Annotated in this window: 15 protein-coding genes; 3 read left to right on the top strand and 12 right to left on the bottom strand. The window is 49.1% G+C overall.

Going from position 1 to position 19,728, the window contains the following annotated elements; genetic code table 11:
- Positions 1 to 514: 514 nt before the first annotated feature.
- The 4 genes from putA to CBX96_RS12795 form a co-directional block, all read right to left on the bottom strand.
- On the bottom strand, positions 515 to 3,709 hold the full coding sequence (gene putA / locus CBX96_RS12810) for a bifunctional proline dehydrogenase/L-glutamate gamma-semialdehyde dehydrogenase PutA (RefSeq protein WP_181382201.1): 3,195 nt from the start codon (positions 3,707 to 3,709) through the stop codon (positions 515 to 517).
- Between the two features lie 258 nt (positions 3,710 to 3,967).
- The gene (locus CBX96_RS12805) at positions 3,968 to 4,516 is read right to left on the bottom strand and encodes a TIGR04211 family SH3 domain-containing protein (protein WP_164717988.1); all 549 of its coding nucleotides are present in this window, start codon (positions 4,514 to 4,516) and stop codon (positions 3,968 to 3,970) included.
- Between the two features lie 194 nt (positions 4,517 to 4,710).
- Positions 4,711 to 6,000 (bottom strand): inorganic phosphate transporter, encoded by a 1,290-nt coding sequence (locus tag CBX96_RS12800; protein ID WP_086902064.1) that lies wholly within the window; start codon positions 5,998 to 6,000, stop codon positions 4,711 to 4,713.
- 25 nt (positions 6,001 to 6,025) lie between these two features.
- Positions 6,026 to 6,706, bottom strand: a complete 681-nt coding sequence (locus CBX96_RS12795) for a TIGR00153 family protein (protein ID WP_011623862.1) — start codon at positions 6,704 to 6,706, stop codon at positions 6,026 to 6,028.
- A gap of 231 nt (positions 6,707 to 6,937) precedes the next feature.
- Here CBX96_RS12795 and CBX96_RS12790 point away from each other — a divergent pair, with 231 nt between their 5' ends.
- The gene (locus tag CBX96_RS12790) at positions 6,938 to 8,449 is read left to right on the top strand and encodes an inorganic triphosphatase (RefSeq protein WP_109287000.1); all 1,512 of its coding nucleotides are present in this window, start codon (positions 6,938 to 6,940) and stop codon (positions 8,447 to 8,449) included.
- A gap of 53 nt (positions 8,450 to 8,502) precedes the next feature.
- Here the strand turns inward: CBX96_RS12790 and CBX96_RS12785 are convergent, their stop codons facing one another.
- The 8 genes from CBX96_RS12785 to CBX96_RS12750 form a co-directional block, all read right to left on the bottom strand.
- Positions 8,503 to 9,327, bottom strand: coding sequence for an ion transporter (locus CBX96_RS12785; RefSeq protein WP_089068997.1), 825 nt, complete (start codon positions 9,325 to 9,327; stop codon positions 8,503 to 8,505).
- 133 nt (positions 9,328 to 9,460) lie between these two features.
- Positions 9,461 to 9,790 (bottom strand): hypothetical protein, encoded by a 330-nt coding sequence (locus tag CBX96_RS12780; protein ID WP_011715971.1) that lies wholly within the window; start codon positions 9,788 to 9,790, stop codon positions 9,461 to 9,463.
- A 107-nt stretch (positions 9,791 to 9,897) separates the two neighbouring features.
- Entirely contained in the window at positions 9,898 to 10,551 is a 654-nt protein-coding gene (locus CBX96_RS12775; RefSeq protein WP_109286968.1) for a hypothetical protein, read from the bottom strand.
- 148 nt (positions 10,552 to 10,699) lie between these two features.
- Entirely contained in the window at positions 10,700 to 11,389 is a 690-nt protein-coding gene (locus CBX96_RS12770) for a PspA/IM30 family protein (RefSeq protein ID WP_011715973.1), read from the bottom strand.
- A gap of 12 nt (positions 11,390 to 11,401) precedes the next feature.
- A complete protein-coding gene (locus CBX96_RS12765; protein ID WP_007645549.1) occupies positions 11,402 to 11,815 on the bottom strand; it encodes a YjfI family protein in 414 nt (137 codons plus the stop codon).
- Positions 11,816 to 11,893: 78 nt separating this feature from the next.
- Positions 11,894 to 13,627, bottom strand: coding sequence for a polyamine aminopropyltransferase (locus CBX96_RS12760; RefSeq protein ID WP_109286967.1), 1,734 nt, complete (start codon positions 13,625 to 13,627; stop codon positions 11,894 to 11,896).
- A 4-nt stretch (positions 13,628 to 13,631) separates the two neighbouring features.
- The gene (locus CBX96_RS12755) at positions 13,632 to 14,531 is read right to left on the bottom strand and encodes a DUF350 domain-containing protein (RefSeq protein WP_109286966.1); all 900 of its coding nucleotides are present in this window, start codon (positions 14,529 to 14,531) and stop codon (positions 13,632 to 13,634) included.
- A gap of 15 nt (positions 14,532 to 14,546) precedes the next feature.
- Positions 14,547 to 15,530, bottom strand: a complete 984-nt coding sequence (locus CBX96_RS12750; protein WP_109286965.1) for a hypothetical protein — start codon at positions 15,528 to 15,530, stop codon at positions 14,547 to 14,549.
- Between the two features lie 265 nt (positions 15,531 to 15,795).
- Here CBX96_RS12750 and glnE point away from each other — a divergent pair, with 265 nt between their 5' ends.
- Positions 15,796 to 18,660: a bifunctional [glutamate--ammonia ligase]-adenylyl-L-tyrosine phosphorylase/[glutamate--ammonia-ligase] adenylyltransferase gene (gene glnE / locus CBX96_RS12745; protein WP_109286964.1), complete on the top strand. Its 2,865-nt coding sequence runs from the start codon at positions 15,796 to 15,798 to the stop codon at positions 18,658 to 18,660.
- Positions 18,661 to 18,719: 59 nt separating this feature from the next.
- Entirely contained in the window at positions 18,720 to 19,691 is a 972-nt protein-coding gene (locus CBX96_RS12740) for a diguanylate cyclase (RefSeq protein WP_109286963.1), read from the top strand.
- The last annotated feature ends 37 nt before the right edge of the window (positions 19,692 to 19,728 follow it).

Below are 19,728 nucleotides of genomic sequence, written 5' to 3'. Positions count from 1 at the left end.
TTGGCTTTTTCATTCTTATACGCTCACGTCTTAATGATGGGAAAGGCACCACTCTCTTGTTATTAGCTGCTAACACCGAAGCAACAGAATACGCCTCCCCTCGGAGTTGCCGCAGGGCGAATAGACAAATTGCGTGAGTTCGGTTATGGATGACCGACTAGCTTTCGCAGGTGCAGGGACGCATCCTTCGGAAGCGATAGCAAATTTGGCAATGAGCACAAGGGGCTTTCAACTCCGTTGGGGCGTCTTGGAGCATCCAAGGAGGATAGGACGAGCAGTCCTCCTTGGTCGGGTGTGGGGTGAAGCCCCACGACTTTGCTTTTAATTGATAAACTCAAATGAAAAATGCGAAGACTCCCATAATACTCAGATATCAAAAAATCATCCCCAAAATGATGCCAAAGTAATTGATTGATATAATTATTTATGGAATTGCATTTAGCTGTAAGTATTTATTCGCCAATAAAAAAGCCAGACTGAGTCTGGCTTTCGTTTATCAATAAGTCGTTAGGACTTAGGCGTCGCTATCACCCAGTGACAACAGGGTCGCATTACCACCGATAGCGGTGATGTTATTAGTGCGAGTCTTTTCAGTCACGAAGCGAGTTAAGTAGTGTGGACCACCGGCTTTTGGACCAGTGCCAGACAGACCTTGGCCGCCGAAAGGCTGTACGCCAACGACTGCGCCGATTTGGTTACGGTTGATGTACACGTTACCTACGTTAACCTTGTCAGCGACTTCGAGGGCATGGCCTTCGTTACGGCTGTGGATACCTAAGGTTAAGCCAAAGCCTGTGCTGTTGATTTCATCGATCACATGGGCAAGTTCAGATGCCTTGTAACGGATCACGTGCAGGATTGGACCAAAGTGTTCTTTTTCAAGCACTTTGATTGAGTCGATTTCAACGGCCGTTGGCGACACAAAGTGGCCATTCTCGGTACCCGCTGGCAGAGACATTTGCTTGATAAGCTTACCGACTTGCTTGATATGGTCGATATGGGCGTCAAGATTAGCCTTCGCGGTCGCATCGATAACTGGGCCTACGTCGGTTTTCACTGAACTTGGGTTGCCAATCACTAACTCATCCATTGCACCTTGGAGTACATCGATAACGCGGTCGGCAATATCTTCCTGTAGGAAAAGTACACGCAGCGCCGAGCAGCGTTGACCCGCACTGGTAAAGGATGAAGACACTACATCGTTAACCACTTGTTCTGGCTGAGAAGTAGAGTCAACCACCATAGCGTTTTGACCACCGGTTTCGGCGATTAACGGAATAATTGCGCCTTCACGGTTTGCCAGTGTGCGGTTGATGAGTTTGGCTGTGCCAGTTGAACCGGTAAAACATACGCCGCCGATGCGCTCATCAGCCGTCAGTGCGTTACCTACGGTAGCGCCAGTGCCTGGTAGATATTGCAGCACGTCTGTTGGAATACCCGCTTGGTGTGCAAGCTGCACTGCGCGGTAACCAATGATTGAAGTCTGTTCAGCAGGTTTAGCAACGACAGTATTACCCGCAGCGAGGGCTGCCGAAACTTGGCCTAAGAAGATAGCTAATGGGAAGTTCCATGGGCTGATACAGACGAACACACCGCGACCTTGGAGGAAGAGTTCGTTTAACTCACCCGTTGGGCCTGGGAGCAGTTCAGGTTTTGACATCAGCTTCTTAGCTTGCACCGCGTAGTAGCGGCAGAAGTCAACGGCTTCACGTACTTCGTCGATACCGTCTTGAATGCTCTTGCCGGCCTCACGGGTACACAGAGCAATCAGTTCTTCGCGGTTTTCTTCTAACAGATCCGCAAGCTTTTGCAGGGCAGAGGCGCGCACTTCAACAGGAGTACGAGTCCAAGTTGCAAACGCCGCATCGGCAGAGGCGACAGCTTGTTCGATAGCCGCTTTGTCGGCAAAGGCCACTTGACCCACGGTTTGGGTGGTATCGAATGGGCTCACCACGGTTTTGTGCTCGCCAGTTAAGGTTTGACCATTAACCAGAGGGCCCGCTTGCCACTGCGTCGATTTGAATTTGTCTAAGGCCGCGAAGAATGGCTCTGCTTCTGAAATGATGTTCATATTGAGTCCCTTGGAATTTTTGCGATCGCTACCGAAGATGTCGGTAGGTAAAACGATTTTGTTGTTAGCCAGGGTTTTGTAGCCTGTCAGGGTTTTCAGTGGGTGAACCACTAAAGACTCGATAGGGGTTTTCGGGTCGACCAGCTTGTGTACGAACGAGGTGTTTGCACCGTTTTCCAGCAGGCGACGCACTAAGTAGGGCAGCAGATCCTTATGGGCACCGATTGGAGCGTAGATACGTACCGCTTTCGCGCCAGCTTCCGACAGAATAGTGTCGTACAGCTCTTGTCCCATGCCGTGTAGACGTTGGAACTCGTGGTTACGATCGCCCGCCATATCTGAAATCGCGGCAACGGTTTGCGCGTTGTGGCTGGCAAATTGTGGGTAAATCGCGCCGCGGGTGGCGTCAGATAACAGGTAACGCGCACAGGCTAAGTATGATACGTCGGTACCAGCTTTGCGGGTGTAGAGTGGGTATGCGGCTTCGCCTGCTTGTTGTGCCCATTTCAGCTCGCTATCCCAGTAAGCGCCTTTCACTAAGCGAACGGGGATTTCGTCACCTTGTTCTTTCGCTAGGCGGGTTAACCATACCAGCACCGGCAGGGCGCGCTTAGAGTAAGCTTGCACCACAATACCGAGTAAGCCCCAACCTTTGGTCGCGTCAGAATTAAACAGTTTTTGGAACAGTTTTAATGACAGTTCGAGGCGGTCAACTTCTTCGGCGTCGATAGAAATACCGATATTTAAACCACGAGCTAACTTAATTAAGCGAATAACGGTGTCATACAGTTCGGTCAGTACACGGTCTTCGTTAGCGACTTCGTAACGTGGGTGCAGTGCCGACAGCTTGATAGAAATGGTTGGGCGTGGTGATTCGTTTTCGTTATAGCTTTGCGCGCCTAACTCGGTAATCGCATTGGCATAATCGTTAAAGTATTTTTCGGCATCTTTACGCGTCAGCGCGGCTTCACCCAGCATATCGTAGGAGTGGGTGTAACCTAATTTACGCTTGTCTTCGCTGTTCTTGAGCGCTTCTTTCATGGTGCGGCCGAGAACGAACTGCTTACCCATGATCTTCATCGCCGCCATCATGGCTTGGCGGATCACAGGCTCACCTAGACGATTCACTAAACGGCTTAACAGGTTGCTTGGCGTACCATCGATTTTTTTATCGAGTTTGACGATTTTGCCAGTGAGCATCAGGCCCCAAGTGGAGGCGTTAACCAGTACCGAATCGCTCTTGCTTAAGTGTTCATCCCATTTTGCGCCTGAGAGTTTATCTTCAATCAAGGCGTCGGCGGTGGCCGCATCGGGAATACGCAGCAGGGCTTCGGCTAAACACATCAGGATAATCCCTTCCTGTGTTTCTAGGCTGTATTGCTGCAGGAAGGCATCGATGCCAACCATTAAACCTTTCTTATCGAATTGACGAACTTTGTTGACCAGTTCGTGGGCACGACGAGTGACGCGCTCGATGGCTTCATCACTGGAGGGCACTAGTTTGATTAGCTCTGACAAGTATTGTTCTTCATCGACAATGTAGTTGTCGGTGACGGCTTTGAACAGTTCGTCGAGATTGGCAGAATCGTAGCGGCCTGCCAGCACTTCACTCGCTTTGAACATAGTAATCGCTTCCATCTTGGCCAGTTGTTTTGGGCTCTATTGTTGAAACAAAAATGGGGGGCGCGAAACGCATTTGATATTTTGTATACAATATGAAGCTTTGCGCGCGCAGATTATACAACCAAAATGTGACGGACAACACTATAGCGTGAAAGAATGTGAAGATTGTTTGATTAGCTTGTTACGCGCCAGATGTAACGCTCAATTGACAAAAAAGCCAGTGTTTGAAAACACTGGCTTTTGATTCTAATTTCATCGGATTCGCGTAAAAATTTACATCCAACGCTTTTTATTACGGCGTTGCGGTCTTGGCAGATAAACCAAAATCACCCCGACCACTAAACCGGCGGCGGCGATCAGTCCACCTTCACGCCATAGGGCAAATTGTGCTTCCTGAGCGCTGCGATCCACGGCCACTTTCAAACTATCACGCTCTTGGGTGGTTTTGCTGAGCATAGTTTCGGCTTCGGTCAGCTTGGCTTTAAGCTCGGCCACTTCATCGGCATGGTTATCGGTTGAGCTCATCACTTCGTCCAGTTTAGCTTTGGCTTCAGCCAGTTCACTGGTGAGTGACGATACTTGCTCGCGAAAACTGGGTGCCGAGCTAATCATGTTAGTCGGTATCCAACCTTCACGGCCCTTGTGGTCGACAATTTTGGAGTAATCGCCTTGGGTTTCGCCTAATAAGGTAATTGGTTGACCCGCTTCAATTGAGCCTAAGATACGGTAGTCTGTACTCGGACCATTGAGAATATAAAGAAACACGTTGTCCGAGATATAGCGGGGTTGGCCTTCGGCCAGCAGGTTGGGGGAGAGTAACATCATTCCCACCAGAGTCAGCATTCTTAACACTTTTGTATTCTCATCAACGAAATAGTGACCACATGCTAGGGATTTGAGGCCTGCAATGCAAGAGGGAAGTCATAGACTTCCCTCAACTTTGCCGCATCCATGCTAGCGATTCCTGTGTGTTTGTGCGTTTCTAAGGCAAGCTTGCCATAGTCACCTTGGGCTTCTTAGTTAAAGATACCTTTAATCATAAAGAAGAAGATGATCGACAGACCCGCACCCGCAGGTAAGGTGACTACCCAAGACACAACGATATTACGCACTACGCCGATATTGATAGCAGCAATACCACGGGCCATACCCACACCTAATACCGCACCCACTAAGGTTTGTGTGGTAGAGATAGGTAAACCAGTACCAGAAGCAATAACGACAGTCGAGGCAGCGGCTAATTCGGCAGCAAAACCACGGCTTGGCGTTAAGTGAGTGATGTTTTTACCAATGGTTTGCATCACTCGCTTACCGAAGATTGCCAGACCCATCACGATACCAACGGCACCTAAAGGCAGGATCCACCAAACTAACGGAGACTTAGACGCAATTTGACCGCCACTGTTTACCACAGAGACAACCGCCGCTAATGGACCAATCGCGTTAGCTACGTCGTTTGAACCGTGGGCGAACGCCATACAACAGGCGGTGAGCACCATCAGGATAGCAAACACTTTTTCAACGTTAGCGTACATGGTTTTGTGGGTGGCCTTCTCATCCATTTTTAAACGAGAAATCACCACTTTACCCACGATACCCACGATCAGCGCAATTACACCAGCTAGCATGTACGCTTCGGCACCTTTTAAGTGAATACCAACGTGTGATAAACCCTTAAGGATAGTGACTAACGACATGATAAAGCCCGCAAATGCCATGTAGAAAGGCACATAGCGTTTCGCGTTAGCGAGTGGGTTATCAGTGTTGAAAATCAGTTTTTGCGTGCTTTGGAACAGAATGAAAGCCATAAAGCCAGAGATTGCAGGGGTGATGACCCAAGAGCCAACGATACCACCTACTTTTTCCCAAGCGACTGAATCAGTGCCAACACCCACAGCCGCGAAGCCGATGATCGCACCCACGATTGAGTGAGTGGTCGATACTGGCCAGCCTAAGGCTGATGCGACAACTAACCAAATCCCTGCGGCTAACAGCGAGCCAATCATGCCGTATACCAGCAATTCAGGGGTTTGGGTAAAGTAGCTTGAATCAATAATACCGTTACGGATCGTACTGGTTACTTCGCCGCCGGCTAAGTAAGCACCAGCAAATTCGAAGATCATTGCGATAATAATCGCTTGTTTAATAGTAATCGCGTTGGAACCCACAGAGGTTCCCATAGCATTGGCCACGTCGTTCGCACCAATACCCCACGCCATTAGAAAACCAAACGCGGCCGCAATGGCAATAAGCCACGGCCCATTAGTGGCTAAGACGTTAGCCACCTCCATACCTGCATCAACCATATTGATACCTTGATAACCTTATTTATTAAACGCGAGCCAGCATAAGCTCAAGACGCGAACCGACTCGTTCGGCAAGATCTGCAAGACCGCCGACCCATTCAATCGTTTTATAGAGGAACATCACATCGACAGGATTCAATTCTGATTCCAATGCAAATAGTTGACGACGTAATTGAATTTGCAGATCGTCAGTATCTTCTTCGATGATATCGAGTTCGTTGATCATTTTAGCCACTAAGTCGACTTCACGACCGCGGAAACCTGCTTCAAGCAAATCTTCGAGTTCGTTAATGACTTGTTTTGCAAGACCTACTGCGTCGATACAACGTTGTAGATACGCAATAAATGGCACTTGCATGACCTGAGGGATTAATAATTGACGGCCGATAACACGACCAGAGATATCTTTTGCTTTGTTAGCGATTTTGTCTTGTTGAGTCAGTAGTTCCAATAGATCTGTACGCTCAACTGGCATAAACAAGCCGCTTGGCAGAGTGAGGCGAATTTCACGCTTGAGTGAGTCACCTTGCTTTTCCGCTAAACTGATTTGCTTACGAAGTTGAACTGCGCCATCCCAGTTACCTGTGATGGTGGCTTCGAAAAAGGGGACCAGTAACGATGCGCAATCGTAGACTTTGTCCATGTGCTCTTGAAGAGGCTTGATTGGCGATTTTGCAAACACGCCCAAAATAGAGTTTACTGGCATTGCCGTTTACCTATTTAGATTGTTCCATGATTGGAAAAAGCGGGCGCATGTTACCCTATGCGTCCGCGTATTGAAACTGTGTTTTTTGAGAAAAAATCACAGCTTTATTCTAACGGGTTATATACCAACTTCAAAACCAAATCCTACGGGATTTTTATGACACATTTGTGACATTATGAACTAAAAGTGACGCATCAATGAATCTTTGATGACAAAATGAGCGGTGCCGCAATGAATGCAGAGATAGAATTAAAACTGTTTTTCCTCCCTAAGTTTCAAGAATCCTTGATAAATAAGTTAGATAGCCTGCCAAACGCCACTCCGCAGGGAAAGCGTCGCTTAAGCAACGGTTACTTTGATACCCCCGGATTACAATTACGCCAATGGGACATGGGGTTAAGGGTACGCGGGTTTGATGGTCACAAAGAGCAAACCATTAAGACGGCGGGGCAAGTTGTGGGCGGGATCCATTCGCGTCCCGAATATAACGTCACCATTGAAGCCGACAGCCCAAATTTAAGCCTCTTTCCGGCCAATATCTGGCCCGCGAATGCCGATTTACCCTCAGTGCAAGCGGCGCTTGGCTGTGTATTTCACACCGATTTTTATCGCCGTGCCTGGCATGTGACTCTCGAAGAGAGCCTTATTGAGGTTGCCTTGGACACGGGGGATATTACCGCTAATGGTCAGCATGAAGCCCTCTGCGAACTCGAATTTGAGCTATTGTCGGGGGATGCCAGTGCCTTATTAACCTTGGCGATGCAAGTCGCCGATAGCGTTCCCGTGCGTTTAGGTAAAGCCAGTAAGGCGCAGCGCGGCCATCGACTCGCTGGGCAATCTAAGCCGTTAACCTTGAATGCACTGGAGTTTTTACCGCTGCCAGTGCCAGAGGATCTCAACCTGCATCAGCCCCATCAACAGGATTTAACGGCTACCTGCCAAGTGCTACTGGAAACTGCGCTCGAACGTTGGCAGTTGCTCGAAGCTATGATTGCCGAAGAACAAGACAACGAAGCCGTAATAGCCCTGTGGTGGCGGATGCGCGCCTGTATCCGTTTATTACGGATGACGCTGAGCCAGTTTGGCCTCGCTAACACTACTTTGATACAGCACTTTAATTTGATTGAATCGCAACTTACTTTTATTGAAGAGGCACAGGCCTTAGCAGCCTTGCTCGGCAGTCAAAAAGGCTTATTGGCTCGGCACGACGCCCGTCAAGCTTTGATGCAACAACTACAGCGGCAATTTGAGGCCATGGATATCTCTGGGCGATTAAACTCACTCTGGCAAAGTGTTGAATACGGTCAATTGCAGTTAGCGATTGTCGAGATCCTATTGGCGCTCAGCGCGGGGAATATCGAATTGCCCGCAGAGCTTGGGTTATCCCAGCATGCTGATCATGCGCAGGAAGCCTCATGGCAGGCAGTTCACTCGGCCATGCCAAGCGATAAGACCATGACAGCCGAGGATTATTTGCAGTGCGCGGCGTTACTGGATGAGAGTATTCAAGTAGGGCAAGCGTATGGGCTTTTGTATGAGGCAAAATCCCGCGATGCCTTTAGGGCACCTTGGCAGGATTTAGTGTTAGGGATTAGAACCTTAGCCTGTTATCAGCAATTGACGCTGGCGGCGCAAACCCTTGGCATCGACTTAAGCGACTGGCTTGAGGCTAAGCAGCAAAGCTTACTCTTTGCGATGGAGGCATCGAGACAAAACGCGATGACGCAAACGACCTATTGGTAAATGGCCGATTGGTCATCACCCCATAGAATCAAGCTTAGGAAGGCCATGCCTTCCTAATTTTTTTGGGCTTCCAATGCCTGTTTTAACTCGGCAATTTTGGCCAACATCTGCGCTTGATTTTGCTCCATCTGCCGCTGGTTTTCTTCCATTCTGGCAAGAGCCATTTCGAGTTCGCTTTTAATCTCCGCCTTATGGGCGTCTTGACGTTCTTGGCGCTCACTTTCATCGGGGGCGACAAATACCGAGGCCATATAACCCGAAATCACCCCGAAAAAGCTTACACCGCTGACAATCACTATGCCGCCCACAATATGTCCTGCGGTGCTGACGGGATAAAAATCGCCATAACCCACGGTCGAAATCGTCACTAAAGCCCACCAAATGGCTTGCTCGGCGGTTTGGATATTGGCGCCCTCGGTGCCACTTTCGACAATCAGAATGATGATAGAAGCGAAGGTTAAAATGGTTACCATAGCGACCAATAAGCTGGCGAGAGTGGCTTGTTTGCGCTGCTTTATCAATGGAATAAGGAAAGAACGGCTCATGCGGATTAGGCGTATCACCCGCAGAATTTGGAACACCCTCGCGATACGCAGTGCCTCGATGGCGGGAATACTGGCGATAAAATCAATCCAATGATGGCGCAGATAAAAAACTTTATCGCGTGCGCGAAACAGGCCAACGAAAAAGTTAACCATAAAAATCATGCAAATCGTGGTATCGATAAAAAACAGTAACCGGTAGGTTTCTTTGTCGAGTCGGCCAAAGGTCATCACTAACACTATGATGACCGAGAGCAGCGACAGCAGCATCATGGCGAATTCGAAGGGAGATGGATTACCCAAAGAGCGGAGCGACCAAGGGGTTTTATCTGTCATGCCTAACATGATCCCTGTGTTTTAAGGCGAATGTCTAAGGTAAAAGAGTTTACGCTATGAGTAAATTAACTTTGTGATAAATCGCCCGACTTAGGTTTGTCGGGCGCTTAAATGCTTAGAGGCGTAACTGCGATTAATCTTCGGCGACAAAGCGTACTAAGTCTTCGAGTACGCGGCGTTTAATCTCAAGCTGAGAATCGGCGCTAAGACCATATTTTTCAGCGAGTTGTACATAATCTTCGGCATTTAGTGAGACGGTTAAGCGGGGGCGAGTCGGACGTTTTGAAACACTTAAGCCTAAAATGGTACGGATTTGATCGGAAGGGCTGACACCCGCATCGAGCGCGGCTTTACGAATAGAATATTGAAACTTTTCATCGAGATCGAAGGCCACTTGCGTCGCTTTTGCGGCTTGCTGGTTCTTTTGCCATTGCTCTGGGAGAGGGTGTTTCGTTTTACTCATTAGGCGTTACCTGTTGCTATCAACCGTACATTTCGAGCGAATTCAATTGGGATTGTAATGGCTTAAGCGATAAAGTGCGAGTCGCGCACTTTATCGTATGCCAAACTTTATTGACCGGGCCAGTAGTCGCGAATGTCCGACAGGGGGCGGTATAAGGTCAGTACCACATCGGTATCGCCACCTTCGTACACTTCGACTTCTACCGCGCGGCTTTCGTCATCATCGAGCAGTAAATAATATTCGAAGGGCTCGCCGGTTGCACCATTGGCATCCTGCGGCGGTTTTAGGCCGCGGTAGTCTTCACGGTGAAAATAGCCAAACAGCGCAAAGGTCACTTGATGGTATTGCTTACCCAGCCATTGTTCGAGCTGCTCGGCTAGCTGTGGCGATAACTCTTGGGTGGTAAGTTCGGCATGACCTGGTTCATCGAACAGGGTACTGAATTGCTCTAAATCGAATAACTGTTCCACCTGTGCGCGGGTAATTTTCATAGAGAAGGCGAGGTAAGTTTCATCGTCTTCTTCAAGACTCAAAAATAGCGTCTCGCTACCATGACCTTTTAGCACCCACTCGCTTTGCTGATTGCGTTCAAACTCATAGGTATTCACCGCTTCGACTTTCAGTTGTTGACCGCGCAATTGTGGCGGCAGAGCAAAACTATTGTCGATGGAGATCATATCGCCGATCTTGAGCGCAGAGGGATGATTGAGTTCACGCGCTGGCGGCGCCTTTTTACCAAAAATACTGTTAAAAAATCCCATATTCGCTCCTAAACAGTGCGCACCATGCCAAAGCTCACACCGTGAGTGGCTGATTGGACATATCCGCGTGTCTAAAACAAAAACAAAAAAGCCGAGCACAATAGGGGGTGATGGTCCCATCGGTGCTCGGCGTTTGGTCAATCATGAATTAGCTTTTACGTGCCTTGATACGTTCGAGCACGGCGTTGGCATTCGATTTTTGCTCACCAATGCCAGCTTCGGCTAATTTGGCTTGCAATGATTTATCGCTGCCTTCTTCGGCTAAGGTTTCAGCGGCTTTCAATCTGTCGTCAAACTGTTGTTGACGCGCTTTGATACGCTCTAATGAATCTTTGGCATTCAGCAGCTTAGAGTTGCTTGAGGCAAAAGAGTCGGTAATGGTCGCTGTCGCCTTTTGCACGCTTTCGGTGGTTTTGACCATGCTTAACTGACGTTGATAATCAGACAGTTGACGCTCGGTTTTCTTCACTAAATCTTTCAGACGTACTGCATGGGCGCTGAAGCTATCATTGGCAGTTTGCTGCTCGGCCAGCTCTTGCTCTAATTGAGCAATTTTTTCAGCCACTTCAATGGCTAAGGCTTCGTTGCCTTTATCTAAAGCTTGTGTTGCATAGCCTTCGTGTTCGGCAATTGAGCGCTTTAAGCGGTCAACTTCGCGGCTGGCTTGCATTTCTTTCGCCATCACATCGGTCAGTTCGCGCTTGGCGTTGGTTAAATGTTTCTCGGCATCACGGATTTCCTGTTCGAAAATTCGAGTCGAGTTTGCGTCTACGATGCTTTGGCCTACTTCGGTGGCACCACCGCGAAACGCTGTTAAAATTTTGTTCAGAATGCCCATAATTGTGGCTCCTTATTTCAGATAGTCGACCATTTCATCGATAACTTCTAAGCAGTTATCGGATAAGACTGCTAACTCTTGCTCGATTTCGAGCATGCTAGATTGCAGAGACAGCGCGCCGTAAACTACGTATTTGTCATCAATTTTGGCAAAGGCTGACAATGGCATTGGAATGTTTAATTCGAGCATGGTCTCAAACATTTCGCTGCGACGCTCTTGGTTTACTTCGTTCTCGCCCCACAGGTAGCTGATGCAGAGAATTTGGTTGTCCGTAACCGATACGAATACCGGGATTTCTTCACGGCCGACCACATTCACTTGCAACACTTCGACTTCACCATCAATTGGATAGCAATCGAATTGGAAGCCGGTCTGGCTATTATTGCCAAGGCTGTTGAGGTGATTAGCAAGAGTATGGATATTCATATTTGTCCTTATTGACATATTATGTCTGTGTTCAAAGATAGCACCGAGACATAATATGTCAAGCACTATCTTTATCCGTTAAAAAAGATCCAGTCCTTGGGTTTCGGACCATGCCTGTTGATGGTAATGGTACAACTGCAACGAACCGAGTTCGTTAGGCTTAATATTGGCGGCGTCCTGATAAAAATTGGCAGGAAATTCAAAGGCGCCTTTGACTAAACCTAAGGTTAACCAGTCATCCGCTATCGGCAGTGTTGTCAGCTCGCCAAGGCGATGCTGAGCATCTTTTCCCGATACAGTGGCAATGCTCCAGCCCCATTCTCCAAAGCTTGGGACGTTATGGTGATACTGTTTTACGTCAAACCCTGCTAAAGCCAAGGTTTTCGCGACCGAGATAAAGGCCTTTTGCGCGTGATAGGGCGAGGTTGACTGTACAGTCAGAGCGCCATCACTGCTCATTAGTTCCTTGAGCTTGCGATAGAAATAATCCGAATAGAGCTTATTTAAATCGGGATGGCTAGGATCGGGCAAGTCCACAATAATGGCATCGTATTTATCTCCTGCGGCAATCAATTTATCGACTCCGTTAAAGGCATCGTCGTGGATCACCTTAACGCGAGGATCGTTAAAGGCATTGCCATTGAGGGCTAACAGGGCTTGGCTTAGACGCTTAGGCATATCCGTATCGGGCGTTTTAAAGAGTTGCACCAATGCGGCATCAAGATCGAGCAAGGTCACTTGCTCAGGTTCCCAACGCAGCACTTGCTTTAGGCCCAGTCCATCACCACCACCAATGATTAATACCTTGTTGTGGCGAGCGCTGGCCGCAAGTGTTGGGTGAACTAAAAATGCATGGTAGATATGTTCATCGATACTCGAAAACTGTAATCGGCCATTGATATACAAAGAGTATATGGGGGAGAGGCCATTGCCACGTAAGCGCTCGGTAAAGGTGAGTTGTTGAAAACGCGTGGCCTTAGCGTAAACCACTTTGTCTTTATAGAGCAGATTGTTGAACTGTTGCTCCCAACTCGGCCCTTGAATGGCGAGCAGCAATAATACGCCCGTGACCACAAAATGCCCCGCGAGCAATAATTTCGCCCTTTGGATCTTGGGCCAAAAACGCCAGATAAACACAAAGCCCGCGAGCAAGTTAAAGCTGGCGGTCAGCGCGGCGGCGAGTTGAATATCGATGGCCAGCATAAAGCCGACCCAAATGGCCGCGCCAATCCCTGCGCCAATATAGTCGGCGCCATAAATGGTACCGGCATTATGCAGTAAGTGTTCATCCGACAGGGATTGTCTCACCCTCGCGATCAGCGGGATTTCCATCCCGATCATCAAGCCGAGTAAAACGCCCCAGACATAGGGCAGATGTTCGCTCAACTTTTGCAGCGAGCCAATCATGCCACCCTCAGGCAGTTGATCCGGTGGTAAACCTAGGGTGGAGGCGATAAGCATCGGCAGTTGCTGACCAAAACCTATCACGGCTGCGGTAATTAAAATCGCCAGCGAGCCACAGAGCGCGACCGTGAGTTCCAGCACCACAAAGCCGGTAAAGGCATCTTTAATTTTACGTGCGGCAAAGGCGCCAAGACCCATGGAGACGATCATCAGGCCGATCATAGTGTAAATGGCGGCTTCTAACGCGCCTAAGATCCGGCCTGCGTAGTGGGACAACAGGTATTCGTAGATCAGGCCGCACCCAGCGAGTACGGCCATAATGCCCAATAGTAGGACATCATCGAACCAGCTTAGGCGACTCGTTTTTACCGCTTGAGTCGCCGAGCAGGTTGTTTGGGATTCGTGCATTGGATTACGCCATTAGGGCCGTGAGAATAAGTGCGATAGCAATACTGATGGCCATTTCTACGGCAGCGAGACCAATGTTGTGCTGTCTTTCGACTTCATCCGCTAAATCGATTCGTGCCAGCACCAGCTTTTTGATCACGAATAGCAGCAGTGTCAGTACGACCAACATGATGATGGAGAACACTAACCAGCCGATGATGTTAGTCACATAGGCGGTTGGGTTGAACAGGATAAAATGACTCGCGGCATTAAAGCTTAGCGCCATGGCGATCATAAAGCCTGCGTGGCGGATGGCTAATGCCGTGTGGCCTTGGGCGAGTGCCTGTTGCATGGAGGAGTCTTGATTACGACTCGCGAAGCGTTTTTCGCGTAGGCGGGTGAGTAGAACTAGCATCAACTGCGAAATTGCAAAGGCGCTGAAGATGGCGATAAAGGTATCGAGTGTTAAATCCTCGGCCCATAGCAGTACGGCGCGAATAATGATCGCGGTTGCGATGGCGGCGCTGGCATCTACAATGGCGACAGATACGTTACCTTTAAGGATTTGCTGATTCTTATCTAACTCGTTTAGTGCGATTTTATCGTGTAAAAAGCGTCCGAATTTAATCAGCACTAAGCCAAATAATCCGTAGGCGCTCATGCCAATAGCTTCGGTTAAATAGGAGGGCGCAGCAGCGCCAGTAATTGCGCCAGTCAACACTATGCCGAGGGCGGCAACGGCGCCGGCGGTACTGATCCCAAAGGCAAAGTTATCGCGTTCAGCCAGCTCTTTACTGCTGTTGACTCTCACACTCCAGCCCTGCAAATAACGCATTAATGTCAATAAGATAACTGCAATAGTGAGGTCAATTGCCAGTATGGTGACTAGCTCTGGTGTGATACCGAAATCCTGAAATAATGTCATAAGAGATCCTTTAGGTTACTTGCCTCGGCGCACACTGCGGGTCGTGCGGTTGCTGGAATTACGGAAACTGCTGTCTTTAGAATAATTAGAACGGAATTTGCTGCCTGACTGCGCACCCGACTTATTCGCGGTACTTGCGGTATTGGTTTTAGGCGCGCTGCTGCTCTCACGGGAGAGCGCCGTGGCACCTGTACGCGATTTAGCATAGGGGCTATCGAAGCGTTTCCCTTGGGAATCGAAACGTTTTTTGGTCTGCTCGAAGGTTTTTTCCTGCGCCTGTGCTTGTTTTGGCGAAGTATAGCGATAGCGACCTACGTCGTTGTAATAGCTGTAGCCACGGTTACCCGACCAACGGTCGTAATAAATGGGGCGGTGGAAGATATTCGAAAACATCGAATACATGCCGTACCAAGCCCAGAAGGACATGCCGCTCGAGTCTGTCTGCCAGCTGCCGTAGGCCGGGTTACCCACCAATTGGCTACCAGGGCCAAAATCTTCGGCATTATTGGCAAGGGCCGCCGCCTCACGGCTGATGGCATTGACGCGGGCAAGCTTGCCCTCAGACATATCCGCGATCACGTTAACAGGATCGGAAAGCATGTCGTTATATAGACTAGGATCGGCCGCTTGGTAGAGATTCTCAATCTCGTTGAGTTGCTGGTCGAGATCGGTAAAGTTGGCCGAATTTTTGGCATCAGCTAAACGACGCTTCAGCGAGGTGTACATAGGCCCTTCGGCGGTTGCATCCTTGGCTAATTCATCCACTAATGGTGCTAAATCAGGCTTTTGCTGTTTTAGCAAACTGCTATATTGCTTGAGCAGATTGGCGTTACGCACCTGACCGTCCTCAAGCATAGTATTGAGTGTCGAGAGGCGCTGCTCAGTGAGTTGTTGATACTTCTCAATTTTCTCTGGCCTGTCATCGCCACAACCTGTAAGCGATAAGGTCGCAGCCAAAATGAGCATCGACGTGAGAACCCGCATTAGCATTCCTGCCATGTTTTCTCCAAAAGTGCTGAAATAAAACTCAAATATGGGCAGTCAATAATAATCTATTTGCCCAATATGTTTGCCTCACAGGTTATAGTACCCTAAACAGCCAAAAAAGAGGGGTTACTTTCTTTTGGGCTGAGTTCGCATCTGCCATGAAGGGATAATGCGAGAATTTGCCTTTAGGCATGACAATGGCATCAAACCTGATGTGATTTCATTCTATATCATTTATGACATAATATGTCGATGTTTAAATTTGTTAGGGATTATTATGGCCGTACAAAAAGACAGTAATAAGTCATTGTCTCCCCTCATTACTCAAGCCGCGGAGCGTCATTGGGCACGTCTTGCCGAAGTATGGTCAGAAGGACTGGCAAATTTAACACCTGCGCAGCAGCAGGAACTGAAAAACGTTTTAGGATTAAGCGATTATATCGCAGCGCAGTTAACTAGGTCGCCCGAGTGGATTAACACTTTATTCGCAGGCGATCTGCAGCAAGTGGAGCGGCAGACTTTTGATGCCCAGTTACACGAACAGTTAAATAGCGCGACGACTGAAGACCTTGCAAAACGTCAATTACGCCGATTCCGTAACTATCAAATGGTGCGTTTAGCCTGGCGAGATTTTTTAGATTACGCCTGTTTAGAAGAATCACTGTTAGACCTCTCGGCACTCGCCGAAGCGTTGGTGATTGGTGCAAGGGATTGGCTCTATAAAGAAATGTGCGCCCAATATGGCACGCCTATGGATAAGGCGGGCAACCCGCAGCCTTTGCTTATTTTGGGCATGGGCAAGCTCGGTGGGCGTGAGCTTAACTTCTCCTCCGATATCGACCTTATCTTTACCTTCCCCGAGCATGGCGAAACCGTGGGCGGGCGAAGAAGCCTCGATAACCAACAGTTTTTCATCCGTATGGGGCAGCGGCTAGTTAATTTACTCGACCAAATTACTGTCGATGGGTTTGTGTTCCGCGTCGACATGCGCCTGCGTCCCTACGGCGAGAGTGGTCCATTGGTGGTGAGTTTTAGTGGCCTTGAGGATTATTACCAAGAGCAAGGACGGGATTGGGAACGTTATGCCATGGTCAAAGCCCGTTCGCTCGGACCTTGGAACCATTTTTCCGACGAATTACACAGCTTACTGCGCCCCTTTGTCTATCGTCGCTATATCGACTTCTCGGCGATTGAATCCCTGCGCAAAATGAAACAACTCATTGCCCAAGAGGTGCGTCGCCGTCAGTTAACCGACAATATTAAACTCGGTGCGGGTGGGATACGTGAGGTGGAGTTCGTGGTGCAAAGCTTTCAACTGATCCGCGGCGGTCGTGAGCCCGCCCTGCGCCAGCAGAGCCTTTTCGGAGCCATGGATACCCTTTACAGCCTAGGGCAATTCGAGTACTTGGCGGTCGATGAGCTAAAACACAGCTACTTATTACTGCGCCGAGTCGAGAACCTGTTACAGGCGATTGATGATAAGCAAACCCAGACTCTGCCAAATAATCCCCTCGATTGGGCAAGACTTTGCGTAGTGCTGGATATGACTAACGAGACCGATCTTCGCACCCATATTGAGGCGGCGATGGCGAAAATTCATTGTCATTTTAAAGCCACAGTTGGCGGCGAAGAAGGCGAGGAGAAAGCGGAGCATTGGACTGCGCAGCTGTGGAATGTGCAGCAGGACGACCACGCGATCAATCTCCTCGCCGAGCAGCAGATTGACGACGATAAACTCTGGCCGCTGCTCAGCAGTTGGCGCGACACCGTGACTAAACGCTCGATTGGCCCCCGTGGCCGTGAGACCCTAGATAAATTAATGCCAAGGTTGCTGGACGAGTTACTCAATCAGCCGAGCCCTTCAGCGGCCTTCGAGCCTGTCTCAAAGGTGCTAGAGCAAATTCTGACGCGCACCACCTATCTTGAGTTGCTGTGCGAAAACCCCGGCGCACGGCAACAGCTTGTGAGCCTGTGCTGCGCCAGTCCTTGGATTGCGGCGCAGCTCGCTAAATTCCCGATGTTGCTCGATGAGCTTATCGACCCAGCGCATCTGTACGACACAACCTCGCTCGATGATTATCCGAGTGAGCTACGCCAGTATCTGCTGCGAGTACCTGAAGATGATATGGAGCAGCAAATGGAGGCGCTGCGCCAGTTTAAGTTGTCACAACAGCTGAAAATTGCCGCCGCCGATGTGACAGGCGTTTTACCCGTGATGCAGGTGAGCGACCACTTAACCTTCTTGGCCGAAGCCATTATCGAGCAAGTGGTGATGCAGGCATGGCAACAAGTGGCGGTGCGTCATGGTGTGCCCAGTTATCTTGAAGAAGGCAACGATACTGGCTTTGCGGTCATAGGCTATGGCAAGTTAGGCGGTATCGAACTGGGTTACGGTTCGGATCTGGATTTAGTTTTCCTCTACGAAGCGCCCGAAAATATGGCCAACAGCCTTACCAATGGCGACAGACCGATAGAAGTGGGCCATTTTTATTTGAAACTGGCTCAACGTATTCTGCACTTATTCTCGACCCGAACCACCTCGGGTGAGCTATATGAAGTGGATATGCGCCTGCGTCCGTCTGGCGCATCGGGCTTAATGGTGAGTGAGATTGCGCGCTTTGGTGAGTATCAAGCGCAGGAGGCCTGGACATGGGAGCATCAAGCCTTAGTTCGTTCACGTTTTGTTTTTGGCGATAATAGTTTAGCGGCTAAATTTAGCCAGATCCGCGCCTCGGTGCTTGAGCAACCAAGGGATAAGGACGAGCTGAAAAAGGCCGTGCGTGAGATGCGCCAAAAGATGCGTGACCATTTACTTAAAGTCAGCGAAGGTGAATTCGACTTAAAACAGAGCCCCGGCGGGATCACGGATATTGAGTTTATCGCCCAATATTTAGTGCTTGCTCACGCACATGAGTATCCCGAATTGTCGATTTGGTCTGATAACGTGCGTATTTTTGGTGTGCTGGCCGAGCTTGAGCTGTTGCCGCTGATGAGCGCGCAGCACTTAACTCAGAGTTATTGCTGGCTACGGGATGAAAATCATCGTCTCACATTGCAACAAAAAGCTGGTAAGTTGGCCTTTGATGATGTGGCAGCTCACGCTGAGCGAGTGGTTGTGATTTATCAGGCAATCCTTGAGTAAATCAACGTGGGCCTTGCAGTTAGTCTAAGCTTGTTAGAGAGCCATTAGCGGAGTGTACTATGCAACTACCTCCCATTCCTGAGAATGAGTTACAACGTTTAGCCACCCTAAGGGCGCTGAATGTACTCGATACCGATGCCGAGGAAAGATTCGACAGGATCACTCGGCTAACGCGGCGGATCTTTGCCCTGCCGATTTGCGTGGTGACTTTAGTCGACGCGAATCGTCAGTGGTTTAAGTCTCGCCAAGGGTTAGAGGTGACTGAAACTCCAAGGGATATTTCCTTTTGCGCCCATGCTATTAACCATGATGGCGTGTTTATCGTTAACGATGCCCTCAAGGATCCCCGTTTTTTCGATAACCCCTTAGTTACCGAGCCTCCGCATATCCGGTTTTATGCGGGTTATCCTCTTACCATTCAAGGGGAATATCGGGTTGGGACGCTGTGCTTAATCGGCAATGAGCCGCGGGAGTTTAGCGACGATGATATTGAAACCTTAACGGATCTGGGACAAATGGTTGAGGCCGAGCTGCTGTTTATCGCGCAAAATACCTTAGATCCGCTGACCATGATCTCTAATCGCCGAGGGTTTGAGTTGCTCGCCTATCAATCGCTGGCGAGTTGTCGTCGTACCGATGCCGAGGCCGCCTTAGTCTTTTTCGACCTCGACTTTTTTAAGGAAGTGAATGATAGTTTTGGCCACCGCAAGGGCGACCAATTGCTCTATGACTTTGCCCATATTTTGATGGCGGCTTTTAGGGAGTCCGATGTGATTGCACGGCTAGGCGGCGATGAGTTTGTGGTGCTGCTCAGTTTTGTGCAGCCTGATACCGTCAGTTTTGCCATCGAGCGTTTTAAGTTATTGCTTGAGCAATATAATCAGCAACGTCCGCAGCAGCGCCCGTTAGAAACCAGTATAGGTGTTGCCCATTGGTCGCCAGAATCCGATATGAACCTTGAGGATTTACTCGATACCGCCGACCGGGCTATGTATAAAAACAAAGCCTTGCACCACTTAGATAAGCCCTAGGGTATTGGGCGTTGGTTCAGTGATAAGCAGATTGAAA

This window comes from Shewanella sp. BC20 (genome assembly GCF_003129585.1).
In the GTDB taxonomy this organism is placed as follows: domain Bacteria; phylum Pseudomonadota; class Gammaproteobacteria; order Enterobacterales; family Shewanellaceae; genus Shewanella; species Shewanella seohaensis.
This window is presented reverse-complemented; position numbering and strand designations above follow the sequence as displayed.